This window comes from Mesorhizobium sp. WSM4871 (assembly GCF_055811295.1).
Genome location: NZ_JBVVPU010000006.1, coordinates 376,522 through 392,167 on the forward strand (window position 1 = coordinate 376,522; position 15,646 = coordinate 392,167).

Sequence of the window (15,646 nt, forward strand, 5' to 3'; positions counted from 1 at the left end):
GGCGCCAGTCAGCCAGGCGGCCGGCTATTTGGAAAGCGCGATTGCGCAGCCGCCGCTCGCGGTCTTGACCTTCCACTTTTTCAAGCCAGCTTGACAGTTCTGCAGCGCCAATTCTTCCGCCGCCTTTTGCGACGGTGCGTTCATCCGCGCGCCACAAATGATGTAGAGGTCGACGACCCGCGAGTAGAAGGTCGTGGCATAGGCTGAATGGCCGCTGGCCGCTACATAGGCGTTGTACGCCTTGGTACACGGATCCTTCGGGCTTCCTGGCAAAGTCGGGTAGAAACGGATATCCCCCTTGTTCCCGGCGAGAGATTCCGCCGCGCCGATACCGGGCGCGGTCAGTACCAGCAGGCCCGCGAACAGCGATACGATTGTCTGTTTGATGCGTGTCGATTTCATTCCGCCCCATCCATTTGGAAAATGCTAAAGTCAGCCGATATTCGATTATTTGGACGCGGCGATGCCGCAGGCTCCAGCTGTGGAAACCTTCCACTGTTTCCGCCCCGATTCGCAGGATTTCAATGCCCTGGCCTCCGCCGCTTGCTGCGACGGTGCGTTGAGCGCGACACCACAGATCGTGTATTCGGTTGCCCAGTTGGATGGCGTCATTGCATAGGCGGAATGGCCGCGCGCTGCGATGTATTCGCGGTAATTCTTGCCGCAACCGCCGGTGGAACCTGGTGCGAGATAGACAGGAAAACGGACATGGCCCTTGCTGCCCGCCAGAGACCAGGCTGCCTCGGCCCCCTGTGTCACTAATGTAATCGTCGCTAATATAAGAAAACTTGCAAGTATCGAAGCAGTCGACTTCCACGAATAGTCCAGTTTCATTTTCACCCCATCCCCATAGCAAAATGCAGGATGAGTAATAGCGGGTATTCTTCGACCCCGCTAGCCCGGTCATCGAAAAATGCTTTTGCAGATGTGGATGAATCGTCTTTCCCATGCAGTCTAGGTTCCGCCAAGGTTAGCAACGGCCTGCCGGTATATTTCCGCCGTCTGCCCGTCGAAGCAGCAGAAAGTGATGCTTTCCGGTATCGCGTTCCGGCTCATGAAGCCAGTAACGGTGCTGACGGCTATCACCGTTGCCTGGTCTTTCGGATAGCGATAGACGCCGGTGGAGATCGCCGGAAACGCCACTGTCCGGCAATTCTTGGTGGCAGCAAGTTCGAGCGAACGGCGATAGCAGGAGGCCAGCAGCTCGGCTTCGCCTTTGCTACCGCCTTGCCAGACGGGTCCGACCGTGTGGATGATGTGGCGTGCCGGCAGCCTGTAGCCCTTGGTGATTTTTGCGTCTCCGACCTTGCAGCCGTTTAGCATCCGGCATTCGAACTCAAGCTCAGGCCCGGCGGCGCGGTGGATGGCGCCGTCGACGCCGCCGCCGCCCAGAAGCGACGTGTTGGCGGCATTGATGATGGCATCGACCGCCAGCTTGGTGATGTCGCCGGTGTGGACGCGAATCCGTTCGCCGAGATCGTTCATCGTCACATCCTGAACACGCCGAACCGTGTCTCCTCAATCACGGCGTTGAGTGCGGCGGAAAGGCTGAGCGCCAGCACCTCGCGTGTCCTGGCCGGGTCGATAATGCCGTCGTCCCAGAGGCGGGCGGAGGAATAGAGCGGGTGGCCCTCATGCTCGTATTTCATCAGGATCGGCTTTTTGAATTTCGCCTCTTCCTCCGCGCTCCATTCGCCGCCCTTGCGCTCGATGCCCTCGCGCTTGACCACGGCAAGCACGGTGGCCGCCTGCTCGCCGCCCATCACCGAAATGCGGGCGTTCGGCCACATCCACAGGAAGCGCGGCGAATAGGCGCGTCCGCACATGCCGTAATTGCCGGCGCCGAACGAGCCGCCAATGATCATGGTCACCTTCGGCACGCGCGCCGTGGCGACCGCCGTCACCAGCTTGGCGCCATCCTTGGCGATACCGCCTGCCTCGTATTTGCGCCCGACCATGAAGCCGGTGATGTTCTGCAGGAAGATCAGCGGGATCTTGCGCTGGCAGCACAATTCTATGTAATGCGCCCCCTTCAGCGCGCTTTCCGAAAACAGCACGCCATTGTTGGCGATGATGCCGACCGGCATGCCATGCAGGTGAGCAAAGCCGGTGACCAGCGTGGTGCCGTAATTCTGCTTGAACTCGTCGAACTCGGAGCCGTCGACGACCCGCGCGATCACCTCGCGCACATCATAGGGCTGGCGCAGGTCCGTCGGCACCACGCCGTAGAGATCGTCCGCAGGATGAAGCGGTGGAATCGATTTCCGAAGCTTCAGGCTTACCGTCTTGTTTCGATTGAGGTCCCTGATGATGCGCCGGCAGATGGCCAGCGCATGCTCGTCGTCCAGCGCATAATGATCGGCGACGCCGGAAAGCCTTGTGTGCACATCGGCGCCACCCAGTTCCTCGGCGCTGACATCCTCGCCGGTGGCCGCCTTCACCAGCGGCGGACCGCCGAGGAAGATGGTCGCCTGGTTGCGCACCATGATCGTCTCGTCAGACATTGCCGGCACATAAGCGCCGCCCGCCGTGCACGAACCCATGACGCAGGCGATCTGCGGAATGCCTGCAGCCGACATGTTGGCCTGGTTGTAGAAGATGCGGCCGAAATGCTCGCGATCGGGAAACACCTCGTCCTGGTTGGGCAGATTGGCGCCGCCGCTATCGACCAGATAGACGCAAGGCAGATTGTTCTGCAGCGCGATCTCCTGCGCCCGCAGATGCTTCTTGACGGTCAGCGGATAGTAGGTGCCGCCTTTCACCGTGGCGTCGTTGACGACGACCATAACCTCGGTGCCTTCGACACGGCCGATGCCGGCGATGAGACCGGCCGAGGAGATCTCCTCGCCATACATCGACCACGCCGCGAACTGGCCGATCTCGAGAAAGGGCGAGCCGGTGTCGAGCAATTGCGCCAGGCGCTCGCGCGGCAACAGCTTGCCGCGCGAAACATGCCGCTCGCGCGCCTCCTCCGAACCGCCGCGCTCGACGCTGGCAGCCTTCTCCGCGATGTCGGCGACCAGCGCCCGCATACGCTCGGCATTGTCGCGGAAGGCGTCGGAGGAGGGGGAGATCTGGGGTTGCAGCGTGGCCATGTCCAGTTCTACACCTGTGCCAAGAGTTTGCCGTTGCGGCGTTCGAAAATCTTATCGGATAGAAGATTGAAACCGTCTTTGAATGTGACGTCTACCATCTGTCTGGCCGCGCTTTGGGCCTGCGGATTGCCGGCATCGAAGACGAACAACTGATCTCGGCGTGGCACTGCAAACAAAACATCACCAGGAAACTGTGGTTTGATCGACAGCCAGAACTCGTCGAGAAGAACGAGGCTTGTGGAGAGCATCGTATTGCCCTCGACATAGTACAGGTAAGCTATGCCGAGCTCACCGTCGGAGACAATTTTTGGTAGCCATTTCTTCACATTGTTTAGCGCGACGCCGCGCAAATCCGAAAGCGCCCGATCCGGGAAGTCCTTCGGGGCAACAGGGGATAGTGAATCGGGAAGGTCGGCCATGTATAGGATTGCAAGCTCACCAACCAAAGGCTCGTACAGCAACTCCGTTCCCGTCGACTTAAGCTGATCGACATACTGATGGGTCCGCACCACGGCGACGATGTTATTTTCGCCGGCTTTGGCGAGATGCGCTTCAGTCAAGGCTCGAACAAACCGGTCGATGGCGGCTTCGGCATCCTCGTCGGGATAGGAGTTCAAGTAGCCGAAGATGTTTGTAACGTCCGACGCTACGTCCCAATCGCCGATTCTCGTATTGATTTTTGCGGGATCGGATGGATCCACAACAGCGCTCTCGACACCCGGCTGCCGTTTCAATGCAGCGATAACGAGTTCTCTGAATTCCGCGATGTCAGGAAAGCGCTGCTTCTGTGGCTTGGCGCGTCGCAGAGAGCCCGCAAATGTTGCAAACAGAGCCATGGCAAATAGTCCTCGCCTTGGGATATTGCCAGCCATCACATCCCCTCCGCCATGATTTCCCGCCCGATCAGCCAGCGGCGGATTTCGCTGGTGCCGGCGCCGATCTCGTAGAGCTTGGCGTCGCGCAACAGGCGGCCAGTCGGATAGTCGTTGATATAGCCGTTGCCGCCGAGCAGCTGTATGGCGTCGAGCGCCATCTGCGTCGCCTTCTCGGCGGCGAACAGCACGCAGCCGGCGGCGTCCTTGCGTGTGGTCTGGCCGCGGTCGCAAGCGGCCGCGACGGCATAGACATAGGCACGCGCCGCACTCATCACCGTATACATGTCGGCCAGTTTGCCTTGCACCAGCTGGAACTCGCCGATCGGCTGGCCGAACTGCTTGCGTTCGTGCACATAAGGGATCGCCACGTCGAGGCATGCCGCCATCAGCCCGATCGGCCCGCCGGCGAGCACCGTGCGCTCATAGTCGAGGCCCGACATCAGCACTTCGACGCCGCGTCCTTCCTCATGCAGCACGTTGTCGAACGGCACTTCGACATTCTGGAACACCAGTTCGCCGGTGTTTGAGCCGCGCATGCCGAGCTTGTCGAGCTTCTGCGCCACCGAAAAGCCGGCAAAAGTCTTCTCGACAATGAAGGCGGTGATGCCGCGCGAATGGCGCTCCGGGTCGGTCTTGGCATAGACCACCAAAGTCTCGGCATCCGGCCCGTTGGTGATCCACATCTTGGTGCCGTTGAGCACATAGCGGTCGTTGCGCTTTTCGGCGCGCAACCGAAGCGACACGACATCCGAGCCGGCGCCGGATTCCGACATCGCCAGTGCCCCGACCTTTTCGCCCGAGCACAGCGCAGGCAGATATTTCTCCTTCTGCGCCGGCTTTGCCCAGCGGTTGATCTGGTTGACGCAAAGGTTGGAGTGGGCGCCGTAGGAGAGGCCGACCGAGGCCGAGGCGCGGGAAATCTCTTCCACCGCCACGACATGGGCGAGATAGCCCATGCCGCTGCCGCCGAAATCCGGATCGGCGGTGATGCCGAGCAGGCCGAGCGACCCCATCTCGGCCCACAGATGCGACGGGAATTCGTTCGAGCGGTCGATATCGGCGGCGATCGGCGCGATCCTGTCCTGTGCGAAGCGCCGCACCAGGTCGCGCAGCGCCTCGATGTCTTCGTCAAGCCCGAAGTTGAGCGTGTGCGTGTACATGACGTTCCTCCGTGCCGTCGATCTTCGCGCCGACGAGCCGCATTGTCATTGAAAGATATGTCGCCGTGACTTCAGCGACCGACAGCCGCTCGCCCGGCCGGAACCAGACGATGACGCCGGTCATCATCTGGATCAGCGCCATGGCGGTCAGCCCGGTATCTTCGATGCTGAAGACGCCTGCGTCCGCGCCGTCGCGCAAGATGGCGCGCAATTCTTTCTCATAGGCCGTGCGCATGCGCAGGATCCGCGTCAGCCGGTCGTGCGACAGGCTGCGCAATTCCATGTTTGAGACGTGGGTGGAATGGCGACGCTCGATATGGAAGGCAATGTGGTTTCGGACATAGGCGGCGAGCCGCGCCTCCGGGTCGGCGGTAGTGGGACGTGCCGTCTCCCACGCTGCGGCCAGTCCTTCCATGTGCTCGCGCATCAGCGTGAACAGCAGGTCTTCCTTGGTCGGAAAATAGCGATAGAGCGCCGCGGCCTGGACGCCGACTTCGGCTGCGAGCCGGCGCATCGACATCGCTTCATAGCCGTAGCGCGCGATCAGGCTGGCTGCCGCCTCGCGGACAGCCGCCTCGGTCTTCTCTCCATCGGAACCGGTCGTGCGCGCCATGGTCGCCTCATCAAGCGTAAATAATAAAACAAACGTTCAATTAATTCAAGGCAGCTTTTCCCACCGTACTGGTGGCTCCGTTTTGTAGATAGTTGACTCAGTCAATAAAAATATTGATGGTGATCAGATGGCGCAAAAATTTCCTGCGAGAGGAAGCCTGGATGCCAGATGAACGGAATGCCATGATCGCGGACATCCGCTTCAACAGGTTTTACACCAGCTGGACCGGACTCCTCGACGAAACCTTGACGCCACCGGGATCGGCGGCAATGATACCGGATCGATTGCCAAGTTCGAACAGCACCCGCGCTTCGGTCAGCGTATAGGCGCTCTGCGCCACCGGCCCGATATCGAGATGGAACGCCCGCGCAAGGAAGCCAGCTTCGTCCGCGATGGCCGCCGAACTTAAGCTTGCCCCCGCCTACCTCTCGCGGATACTCAGAAAATTCGCCGCCGCGGGCCTGACTGAGTTACGCCCTGATCCGGGCGATCGGCATCAGCACATCCTGTCGCTGACCGCACGGGGAAACGCTGCGCTGGCCGGACTTCAGGCGGCGGCCGATCGTGACCTCGGCCGCTTGACCGCCGGTCTCGCCGGTGACGAAGCCGCCGAACTTTCGGATGCGCTGAGAAAGGTCACGCGCCTGCTCGGCGGGTAGTCCCTTCCTTCGTCATCAACTCTGAGGAATCGTTGCCGTCATGCGAAAGGTCGTCGTAACTCTCAATGCTAGGCTCCGAGAGGCTACCATTCCTCAGAGTTGATGACGAAGTCGCGCTAATTTCCCCGCGCTGCCGCCAGCGCGCCGGGTAATTCCTCGGCGAAAATGTCGAGCTCATGGTCGAGGCCGACGCTGATCCTTATGCAGCGGTCGAGACGCGGCGCCATCGGCTTGCGGATGAACACGTCGCGCGACAACAGCGCCTGCAGCACTTTCAGCGCGAAGGCGCCGTCGCTGCGGCAGTCGATGGTGACGAAATTGGTCGCAGAGGGCAGCGGCTTCAGCCCGTTCGCCTCGGCAATCCCGGCGATGCGCTGGCGGCCGGCCGCGACCCGCGCCACCACGCTCTCCAGATAGGCCTGATCGGCCAGCGCTTCGACCCCGGCGATCTGCGCCATGCGGCTGACGCCGTAATGGTTGCGGATCTTCTCGAAATCGCGGATCACCTCAGCCTCGGCCACCGCATAGCCGCAGCGTATGCCGGCCAGTCCGTAAGCCTTGGAGAAGGTCCGCATACGGATGACGTTCGGCCGGGAAATATCGATCGGCGGCAGCGCTGAGGCCGGGCCCAGTTCGCCATAGGCCTCGTCGAGCACCAGCATGGTGGTCTCAGGCAGCGCCTCGATGAAGCGGATGAGTTCGTCCGCCTCCCACCAGCTTCCCATCGGATTGTCGGGGTTTGACAAATAGACCAGCGGCGCCTTGTCCCTGGCGACCGCCGCCAGCAGGCCGTCCAGGCTTTCCCTGTCGTTCTCGTAAGGGACGGTAACCAGCCGGCCGCCGACGCCGGCAATATGGAAGTTGAAGGTCGGATAGGCGCCGAGCGAGGTCACCACCGCGTCGCCTGGCGCCACATACATGCGCGCCACCAGGCTGAGCAGCCCGTCTATGCCTTCGCCGACCACAACATTGTCGGCCGACAGGCCAAGATGCGCGGCGACAGCCACCTTCAGATCGAAATTGTCGGGGTCGCAATACATCCACATGTCGCGGGCGACCGCTTCCATGCGGGCGATGACGCGCGGCGAAGGCCCGAAGCTGCTCTCATTGGCGCCGATGCGGGCGCGAAACACCCGGCCGCGGTCGCGCTCCTGCGCCTCCGGGCCGACAAACGGCACCGTCGAGGGGAGCGCGGCGATAAGCGGCGTGAGGGCAGGGCGCTGGCGCATGGCAATGCTCGTTCGAAAAAGGGGCTCGTTCGAAAAGGGCCTTCTTGCTAGCGCGGCACAGTTGGCCACGCAAGCTCCCGCTTTGCTGCAACCGGCATGCTGGATTCCTGCGGCTGTTTTTGCTAGCGAGACGTCATGAACAATCGACTGCCGCCTGCTTGGTCAAAGCACATCAAGCCCGGACCCGCGCCGAAAGCGAAGGGACCGATACTGAAGCCGATAGTGGCTCAAGGAAACGCTCAATCGCGTGGGCAAGCCGACGACGCGCTGCTGAAACAGGCATACATCCATCAGCAGGCCAAGCGGCTTAACGAGGCTCAGGACCTATGCCTTCGGGTTCTGGCGCGCACGCCAAACCATCCGCTCGCTCTGTACATCCTGGGAACGCTATACCTGCGTCACGATGATGAGATGGCCTTGCGATATTTGGCGAGGGCGGTTGGCGAGGACCCTAAAAACCCCTATTACCACCTCAGCCTGGGCGAGGCCTATGTGAAGGTCAGCGAATATTCGCCGGCAATCAAGCATATGCAGCATGCCTTGGAGCTGCAGCCCGGCCTTGTCGAAGCACTCTGTGCATTGGGGCGCGCCTACACCGAGTTTGACAAACCCGACATGGCTTTGCCGCTTTACGAGAAAGCGCTGAAAATCAATCGCGACCATCCCAAGGTGCGGGTCGGGCTGGCCAGGGCGCTCGCCGGCCTGGGGCGCATGGATGAAGCCGCCGTCTATCTGAAAGAAGCGATCGAACGTCGTATTGGGGTGCCGAGTGCCTACAACGACCTTGTGCAGACGAAAAAGTTCACTGAAGAGCCCGAGGAGCTCCGATCCATTCTTCGTGAGCTCGGCAATCCTAAGCTTGATTCGGAGGGCGCTGAGCATCTCCATCACGCCGCCGGCAAGGTGCTGAACGACCTTAGGCGCTATGAAGAGGCATTCGACCATTTTAACAAGGCGAAACAAGCCTCCGGCCACCAGTTCGATATCGCGCTGTATCGTCGCTGGATCGACTCGCTGATTGAAACCTTCACGCCGGCTTTTTTTGCCGCCAGGGCCGGCTATGGAAATCCTTCCGAAATTCCTGTGTTCGTGGTTGGCATGCCCCGCTCGGGGACCACGCTCACGGAACAGATCTGCGCCAGCCATCCCGATGTCCATGGAGCGGGCGAGCTTAGCAAACTAAGGCGGGTCGCGAATGCGATCGGCCTCAAGACCTCATCGGCTGGAAATTTGAAACAGCCGGTCATGTCGATCACGAAAGACCTGTCCAGAACCCTGGCCGATGAGCATCTGTCCTATCTGAGCGAGCGGGCGCCTGCCGCGCTTCGCGTGGTGGACAAGATGCCGCACAATTTTGAAATGATTGGCCTTATCGGCCTTCTCTTTCCCAACGCGCGCATCATTCATTGCCGCCGTGACGCCATCGACAATTGCGTCTCTTGCTTTGTCCAGAACTTCAGCGAGGGGCACAGCTACAATACGGACCTGAAAACCCTAGGTCTGTACTATCGCGAATATGACCGCCTGATGCGGCATTGGAACGAGGTCTTTCCTGGCCTTATCTTCGAGAATCGCTACGAGACACTGGTTGATGACCAGGAAGCGCAGTCACGCCGCCTCGTAGATTATCTTGGGTTGCCTTGGGACGACGCCTGCTTGCGCTTTTTCGATAGGGACGGTTCAGTCAACACGCCCAGCCGCTGGCAGGTTCGTCAACCGATTTACAAATCATCCGTCAAGCGCTGGAAGAATTATGAAAACGAAATTCAGCCGCTGATACAGTCGCTGGGCGATCTTGCCGACACCTGACCTAATTCCACTGCGTCATAGCCATAATTCTTAATCGCAGCTTTCCCTTACCTGCTGCCGGCATTCTCTCACTCCGTGCAGGGCCGTCGCATACGGTGCCCCCCTCATCCGGCCGCTTCGCGTCCACCTTCTCCCCGCTGGGGAGAGAGGCTTAGCGCCAACGCTGGCGATCCGGGTGAGGGGGATGTCCGGCAGGGCAGAGCCAACGGTGATCGTCCTCGATCGTAGCCTTCCGCCATGAAAATCCGGCATCGGAATCGCCGTAGCAATCCTGGACGTAAAAAACCCGGCGGTTGCCCGCCGGGTTCGATTTCACTCAGGCCAAGCCTGTTAGAACGAGCGCTGGAAGCGGAGGAGACCGCCGACGCTGCTCTTCTTGTTGGCGTTGGTCCAGTCGGAGAAGTCGGCGTCGTCGAATTTGCCTGCATTGAGGTAATCGACTTCGGCTGTGACAGTGAAGCCGGGAACAACGTCATAAGCCACGTTCGCAGCGATGCCGAGGTTCTTGCCGTCGTCATACGAGGCCTGCAGGTTGAACGAGGTCTTCTCGTTGAACTTGTAGGTGCCGCCGCCCCAGACAGCCCAGCTGCCAGCCCACTGCTTGTAGAAGCCGCGGCCGCCAGTGTCGGCAAAGAAGTCCTGGTAGTTGTCGTCGCTGCCGTAACCGCCCATGATGAACAGGGTCAGTTCATTGGTCGCATTCACGTCGAGGCGAACCTTGCCGGCCACTTCCTCATAGTTGCTGTCATAGGCGACGACGCCGGTGATGGCGCCCCAGCCCTGCGTCCACTTCACGCCGCCGACGACATGCGGAACATAGCTGTCGATCGAGTAGTCGCCGTAGCCTTCTTCGAGCGAAACCACGGCAGAGAAGCCGTTGCCGGCATCGAAGTAGTACTGGACGACATTGGTGTCGAAACCACCGTAGGGAACCAGCGTATCCTGGATGACGTTGCCGGCGTAGCCGATGAACGTATCGAAGGCCGATTCGTCCTTACCAACGCGCAGGCCACCGAGCTGGATCCAGGCGAAATTCAGCGTGACATCCTTGTTACGGCCTTGCCAATTGTCAGCGTTGTCAGCCGTCTGATCGGAATAATCGTTGCTGCTGTTGCCGAAGTTGAAGCGGGTCTCGGTGTAGGTCTTCAAGGTGCCGAGCTCGGTTTCCTGGCCGGTCCACGTCTTCAGCGTGAAGCGGGTGTTCTTGTAGTAGGTGTCGTGGTCGCCGTCACCCATGCGGTCCGGAACGTGATTGACGCCATCGAAGGAGCCGGTATCACCCACGCCGATGTCGTAGCGGACATAGCCGCCGATGCGCAGGCAGGTTTCGGTTCCGGGGATGTAGAAGTAGCCAGCGCCGTAGACGTCGCAGATCTTGACGTATTCGGCGGGTTCCGGCTCGGCGACGACGACGGCGTCGGCGGCGCGCGCACCGGAAACTGCGATCAGGGCCGCAGCTGAGCCGAGAAGCAGGCTCTTGATGTTCATTTTCTGACCTCCAGTCAAAAGTTAAAAAACGGGTCTGGGTATTCTTTGCTGAAGGACAGCGTTCCCTGCCCCATCCCCACTAACCGAAAAAGATGCGCACCGCGCCGCTCCTTCGAATCCGACATTACCCATGGGGCGGCGGCGTTCAACCACGATCGTACCGGCAAAAGGGCTACGCAGGCGCTATCCCCAAACGTTGTTGCACAAATGACACGATTTGGCCTCACTCGGAAAGCTCCCATTAACCATCGACCCTTCCGGAGCCCTTGCAATCCCGCCGATTCCGGCGATCGCTCGACGGAATTGCGACCATGCCCCCGACACCATTAGCCGGGGAATTGCCACGGAATCGCCGCATGGCCACAGCGGCATTTCGGCGGAAGCCGGATTTTTCGGCGATAATGGCGCCGGCTTGTTGATTGTGCCGACGCTTTTCTTTATCCAGCGGCGCAACGGAGAGGTGGCCGAGTGGTCGAAGGCGCTCCCCTGCTAAGGGAGTAGAGGTCAAAAGCTTCTCGTGGGTTCGAATCCCATCCTCTCCGCCACCCTACGCCCTGCGGGCTTCGGGTGGCAGGCCACCCGGAACCGCATTTTGGGCGTAGGAGTGTCGCCCGAAGCTACGAAGTAGCGTAGGGGGACCATGTGGTACGTCTATTTCCTGCAACTCCATAACGGCGATGTCTATGTCGGATCGACCAACGATCTCCGACGCCGTTTCGAATCGCATCAATCAGGCTATGTGACTTCGACCAAAGCTCATCTGCCTGCAACTCTGAAGGCTTACGTTGCGGTTGAAACCGAGGCCAACGCACGGCAACTCGAGCGATATTTCAAGACCGGCTCGGGCAAGGCTTTTGCGGGCAAGCGTTTTTGGCCCTACTGACGACCTCGGCATTATCTATTTGAAATAAAAAGGAAAACAGCCAAAAAGCTGCTTTTTGCCGACTTCCGTTCTCGATTCTGACTGGAGGTCAGAAAATGAACATCAAGAGCCTGCTTCTCGGCTCAGCTGCGGCCCTGATCGCAGTTTCCGGTGCGCGCGCCGCCGACGCCGTCGTCGTCGCCGAGCCGGAACCCGCCGAATACGTCAAGATCTGCGACGTCTACGGCGCTGGCTACTTCTACATCCCCGGAACCGAAACCTGCCTGCGCATCGGCGGCTATGTCCGCTACGATATCGGCGTCGGCGACGTCGGCTCCTTCAACGGTGCGGTCACTGGTGACGCTCAGGACGGCAGCGCGAATGACACCTATCGGAAGCGTGCTCGTTTCGCTCTGAAGACCTGGACCGGCCAGGAAACCGAGCTCGGCACCTTGAAGACCTACACCGAAACCCGTTTCGACTTCCGCAATGATAACGCCATTGCTTTCGACAACTATGCCGAAGGCAAGGGCGTTTCGCTGAACTTCGCCTGGATCCAGCTCGGTGGTCTCCGCGTTGGTAAGGACGAATCGGCCTTCGATACGTTCATCGGCTACGCCGGCAACGTCATCCAGGATACGCTGGTTCCCTACGGTGGTTTCGACACCAATGTCGTCCAGTACTACTTCGATGCCGGCAACGGTTTCTCGGCTGTGATCTCGCTCGAAGAAGGTTATGACATCTTCACGATCGACAGCTATGTTCCGCATGTCGTCGGCGGCGTGAAGTGGACACAGGGCTGGGGCGCCATCACCGGCGTCATCGCCTACGACAGCAACTATGAGGAAGTGTCCGGCAAGGTCCGCTTGGACGTGAATGTCTCCGACGCGGTGCAGCTGTGGGTCATGGCCGGTTACGGCACCGACGACAACCTCAACGACCCGGCCAATGCCAAGGACGTCTTTGGTCGTGGCATGTACAAGACCTGGGGCGGCAACTGGGCTGTCTGGGGCGGCGGTACCTACAAGTTCAACGAGAAGACCTCGTTCAACGCTCAGCTGTCGATTGACGATGCCAAGAACTACGGCATTGCTGCCAACGTCGCCTACGACATCGTCCCCGGCCTCACGATCACGGCCGAAGTCGACTACGTTCACTACGATGGCTTCGATGACCCGGCGAGCTACACCAACGTCAACTGGACTGGTGCAGACAAGAAGGACAGCTTCGGCGGTATCCTCCGCTTCCAGCGCTCGTTCTAAGGGCTGGACTTAATACAAGTGAAATTCCAGCCCGGGCGCACCATCGCCCGGGCTGTTTTGTTTCGTGACTGGACCAAGGCAAACAGAAGGAACAGGGGGTAACGGTAGCTGAATAGATCCGTAGGGTGATTTCGTGGGATCCGCTGATGGGCGGATGAAATCACAACTGCGTGATCAAAACTCTTGAAAGGGCGCTTCCAAGCGGATAGGTGTGAATCCCATCCACTCGGGGGTGTGGCGAATGATGACGACCGAAGCGATTCAAGAGGAAGAGCCCTCTGATCATTTTTCGATGTTTTCTTCTCAAATCTCTAAGATAAAATACAGTTACAACAAGATACGGGAAGTAAAGTCGTACAGGGTCGGAGAGCTGTTTTCAGCATACCGGGACATACTGTGGGATGATGGGCGGCATAAATACAATGTCAGCTCCTTCATCGGCGAGATCGATGAGATTCTCCTCGGGGAGCGTTTCAGCGCTTTTGACCAAGGCACCCTGGACAACCTAATCGGCACCTTGCGCCAGCGCGGCAACAGCAACGCAACCATCAACCGAAAGATGGCTGCTCTCAGCAAACTGCTGCGCAAGGCTCATAAGATGGGAGATATCCACAGCCTGCCCGAGTTCCGCCGCCAGAAGGAGCGGGCGGGACGGATTCGGTTCCTGGAAAGGGACGAAGAGGCACGGCTGTTTGCCGCCATCAAGAGCCGCAGCGAGGATGCCTATCGGCTCTCGATCTTCCTCGTCGACACAGGATGCCGCCTCGGCGAGGCGCTCGGCTTGATCTGGAACGATATCCAGGAGCATCGCGTCAGTTTCTGGATCACCAAATCCGGCCGCAGCCGCACCATCCCGATGACTGAACGGGTGAAAGAGGTGATCAAACTGCCGCCCACCGAGGGACGTCGACCCAAGGGTCCGTTCACCAAGCTCAGCCAGGCTCAGTTTCGCGCCATCTGGAACGATGCCAAAGCCGAGGTCGGTCTTGGCGCCGACGATCAGGTGGTGCCGCACATCCTGCGCCACACCTGCGCCTCGCGTCTTGTCCAGGGCGGCATCGACATCCGGCGCGTGCAGATGTGGCTCGGCCACCAGACGCTTTCAATGACCATGCGTTACGCGCATCTTGCCACCAACGATCTCGATGGTTGCGTCACAGTGCTGGAAACGCCTCGCAGCGGGGCGGCGGCTGGGAGTGCCGAAAGCTCTGTGTTTTCGTCGCCATTGATGACGGCGCCTGCCGCATCACCGAGCGCGCACAAGGCGGAGCCTGCAGCCGCAAAGGCACCGAGGAAAAGCTCGAAAGCCAAGTAATCCAGGGCTATCTTCTATACTGCTGTTACCACCCCAAGGCCGATCAGGTCTTGGGGTTTACTTCAACTGAACTTGAGCTCCGCTCGATCGAGAAAAGCCGCGATGGCGCCGGGCAGGGCGCCGGTCTCGAGGAAAGGCGCGTGGCCCTGGCCTTCGACCGTGATCGTCTCGATATCGCGATGCCGCTTTCGCATCTGTTCGAGCGTCTCGACCGAAAGCAGCTTCGAATTGGCGCCGCGGATGGCAAGCAACGGGATCGCCGCCAGCGCCTCGAATTGCGGCCACAGATCGGGCAGCGGCCGCGTCAGATCGAGGCCAGCCAGCGCGTCGATCAGTTTTGGGTCGAAATCCGGCACCAGCCCTTCCTCTGTCCCGCGATAGAGCGCCGACACCATCCGCTCCCAATCCGCCTCGATCAGAACAGGGAAATCGCCGGCATGCGCGCCGCGCTGGGCGCTGATCGCCTCGGCACGGGTTTTCGGCCTCGGCGAGGGGTCGAGATAGGAGCGGATATGAGCCAAGCCGTCAGCCTCGACCACCGGGCCGATGTCGTTGAGGACAATGGCCTTCAGCACGGAAGGCTTCATTGCGCCGAGCACATGGACGATCAGCCCACCGCGTGATGTGCCGATAAAGGCCGCTCCCTCGACCTCCAGCGCTGCCAGCCCGGCGAGGATATCGCCGGCCTCGACGCCGACATTGTAGTGGCCGATATCGGGGTCATAGGCGGACTGTCCGCGGCCGCGATAGTCGAAGGCGACAACTTTTCTCGCCGCCCGCCCCGACAGATGCAGCGCCAGTTCGTGAAAGTCGCGGCAATTGCGGGTCAGGCCGGGCAGGCAGACGACCGGCCAATGGCCGGAGTTTGCTTCGCCGTAGATGCGGGCGTGGAGTTTCAGCCCGTCCGGTGCGGCGTAGAAGAAATCGGAAAAACCCTGGTCGCTAGACATATGCGCGCGATTCCTTGCCGTTGCCGGATCGCCTCAGACTGCTACAGGCGAGGGAAGGTGCGGTCAAATGGAGGCGCGACGCCGAAGTTGCCGATCTCCCCCCTTGCGGGGGAGATGGCCGGGAGGCCAGAGGGGGGTGGGAAGGATCGCTGACCTTTCAATGGCTCTCTTCTATTGAGGAATGGCCAATGATCTGGCTGATAGGCCGAGGGACAGCACCCCCTCTGCCTTGCCAGGCATCTCCCCCGCAAGGGCAGGGCTATCGCATATGAGCGATAGCATGAATGAGGTAGTCGTCATTCCAGGCACATTTCTTGATGCGGTGGCTG

Annotated in this window: 16 protein-coding genes and 1 tRNA gene; 6 read left to right on the top strand and 11 right to left on the bottom strand. The window is 60.2% G+C overall.

Translation table 11 applies throughout. The features are described from left to right. Positions 1 to 24: 24 nt before the first annotated feature. The 8 genes from AC0L2H_RS15520 to AC0L2H_RS15555 form a co-directional block, all read right to left on the bottom strand. Entirely contained in the window at positions 25 to 402 is a 378-nt protein-coding gene (locus tag AC0L2H_RS15520; protein ID WP_473591031.1) for a hypothetical protein, read from the bottom strand. Between the two features lie 45 nt (positions 403 to 447). Beyond that, positions 448 to 834 (bottom strand): hypothetical protein, encoded by a 387-nt coding sequence (locus AC0L2H_RS15525; RefSeq protein WP_473591032.1) that lies wholly within the window; start codon positions 832 to 834, stop codon positions 448 to 450. A gap of 120 nt (positions 835 to 954) precedes the next feature. Continuing rightward, positions 955 to 1,485 carry an O-acetyl-ADP-ribose deacetylase gene (locus AC0L2H_RS15530; protein ID WP_473591033.1) on the bottom strand — a complete coding sequence of 177 codons (531 nt, stop codon included), beginning with the start codon at positions 1,483 to 1,485 and terminating at the stop codon, positions 955 to 957. A gap of 2 nt (positions 1,486 to 1,487) precedes the next feature. Continuing rightward, complete coding sequence (locus AC0L2H_RS15535) at positions 1,488 to 3,095, bottom strand: carboxyl transferase domain-containing protein (protein ID WP_473591034.1); 1,608 nt, start codon at positions 3,093 to 3,095, stop codon at positions 1,488 to 1,490. An 8-nt stretch (positions 3,096 to 3,103) separates the two neighbouring features. Next, positions 3,104 to 3,967, bottom strand: coding sequence for a DUF1444 family protein (locus AC0L2H_RS15540; protein WP_473591035.1), 864 nt, complete (start codon positions 3,965 to 3,967; stop codon positions 3,104 to 3,106). Then, positions 3,967 to 5,130, bottom strand: coding sequence for an isovaleryl-CoA dehydrogenase (locus AC0L2H_RS15545; protein ID WP_473591036.1), 1,164 nt, complete (start codon positions 5,128 to 5,130; stop codon positions 3,967 to 3,969). Before AC0L2H_RS15545 ends, AC0L2H_RS15540 begins: the two co-directional genes overlap by 1 nt. After that, positions 5,099 to 5,743, bottom strand: coding sequence for a TetR/AcrR family transcriptional regulator (locus tag AC0L2H_RS15550; protein WP_473591037.1), 645 nt, complete (start codon positions 5,741 to 5,743; stop codon positions 5,099 to 5,101). The genes AC0L2H_RS15545 and AC0L2H_RS15550 overlap by 32 nt, the downstream gene beginning before the upstream one ends. Before the next feature lie 211 nt (positions 5,744 to 5,954). Next, complete coding sequence (locus tag AC0L2H_RS15555) at positions 5,955 to 6,083, bottom strand: hypothetical protein (RefSeq protein ID WP_473591038.1); 129 nt, start codon at positions 6,081 to 6,083, stop codon at positions 5,955 to 5,957. 52 nt (positions 6,084 to 6,135) lie between these two features. Here AC0L2H_RS15555 and AC0L2H_RS15560 point away from each other — a divergent pair, with 52 nt between their 5' ends. Next, a complete protein-coding gene (locus AC0L2H_RS15560; protein WP_473591039.1) occupies positions 6,136 to 6,402 on the top strand; it encodes a MarR family winged helix-turn-helix transcriptional regulator in 267 nt (88 codons plus the stop codon). A 116-nt stretch (positions 6,403 to 6,518) separates the two neighbouring features. Here the strand turns inward: AC0L2H_RS15560 and AC0L2H_RS15565 are convergent, their stop codons facing one another. Beyond that, positions 6,519 to 7,631, bottom strand: a complete 1,113-nt coding sequence (locus AC0L2H_RS15565; protein WP_473591040.1) for a pyridoxal phosphate-dependent aminotransferase — start codon at positions 7,629 to 7,631, stop codon at positions 6,519 to 6,521. A gap of 135 nt (positions 7,632 to 7,766) precedes the next feature. Between AC0L2H_RS15565 and AC0L2H_RS15570 the strand changes: the two genes are divergently transcribed. Continuing rightward, complete coding sequence (locus AC0L2H_RS15570; protein ID WP_473591041.1) at positions 7,767 to 9,440, top strand: tetratricopeptide repeat-containing sulfotransferase family protein; 1,674 nt, start codon at positions 7,767 to 7,769, stop codon at positions 9,438 to 9,440. A 330-nt stretch (positions 9,441 to 9,770) separates the two neighbouring features. Here AC0L2H_RS15570 and AC0L2H_RS15575 read toward each other — a convergent pair whose 3' ends face one another. Beyond that, entirely contained in the window at positions 9,771 to 10,928 is a 1,158-nt protein-coding gene (locus AC0L2H_RS15575) for a porin (RefSeq protein ID WP_473591042.1), read from the bottom strand. A gap of 454 nt (positions 10,929 to 11,382) precedes the next feature. Between AC0L2H_RS15575 and AC0L2H_RS15580 the strand changes: the two genes are divergently transcribed. From AC0L2H_RS15580 to AC0L2H_RS15595, 4 genes are all read left to right on the top strand, one after another. After that, positions 11,383 to 11,473, top strand: a tRNA-Ser gene (locus tag AC0L2H_RS15580). Between the two features lie 95 nt (positions 11,474 to 11,568). Continuing rightward, on the top strand, positions 11,569 to 11,811 hold the full coding sequence (locus AC0L2H_RS15585) for a GIY-YIG nuclease family protein (protein ID WP_473591043.1): 243 nt from the start codon (positions 11,569 to 11,571) through the stop codon (positions 11,809 to 11,811). 95 nt (positions 11,812 to 11,906) lie between these two features. Further along, positions 11,907 to 13,052, top strand: a complete 1,146-nt coding sequence (locus AC0L2H_RS15590) for a porin (protein WP_473591044.1) — start codon at positions 11,907 to 11,909, stop codon at positions 13,050 to 13,052. A 241-nt stretch (positions 13,053 to 13,293) separates the two neighbouring features. Beyond that, the gene (locus AC0L2H_RS15595) at positions 13,294 to 14,367 is read left to right on the top strand and encodes a tyrosine-type recombinase/integrase (protein ID WP_473591045.1); all 1,074 of its coding nucleotides are present in this window, start codon (positions 13,294 to 13,296) and stop codon (positions 14,365 to 14,367) included. A gap of 62 nt (positions 14,368 to 14,429) precedes the next feature. Here the strand turns inward: AC0L2H_RS15595 and AC0L2H_RS15600 are convergent, their stop codons facing one another. Continuing rightward, positions 14,430 to 15,317 (bottom strand): alpha/beta fold hydrolase, encoded by an 888-nt coding sequence (locus AC0L2H_RS15600; protein ID WP_473591046.1) that lies wholly within the window; start codon positions 15,315 to 15,317, stop codon positions 14,430 to 14,432. Positions 15,318 to 15,646 lie beyond the last annotated feature (329 nt).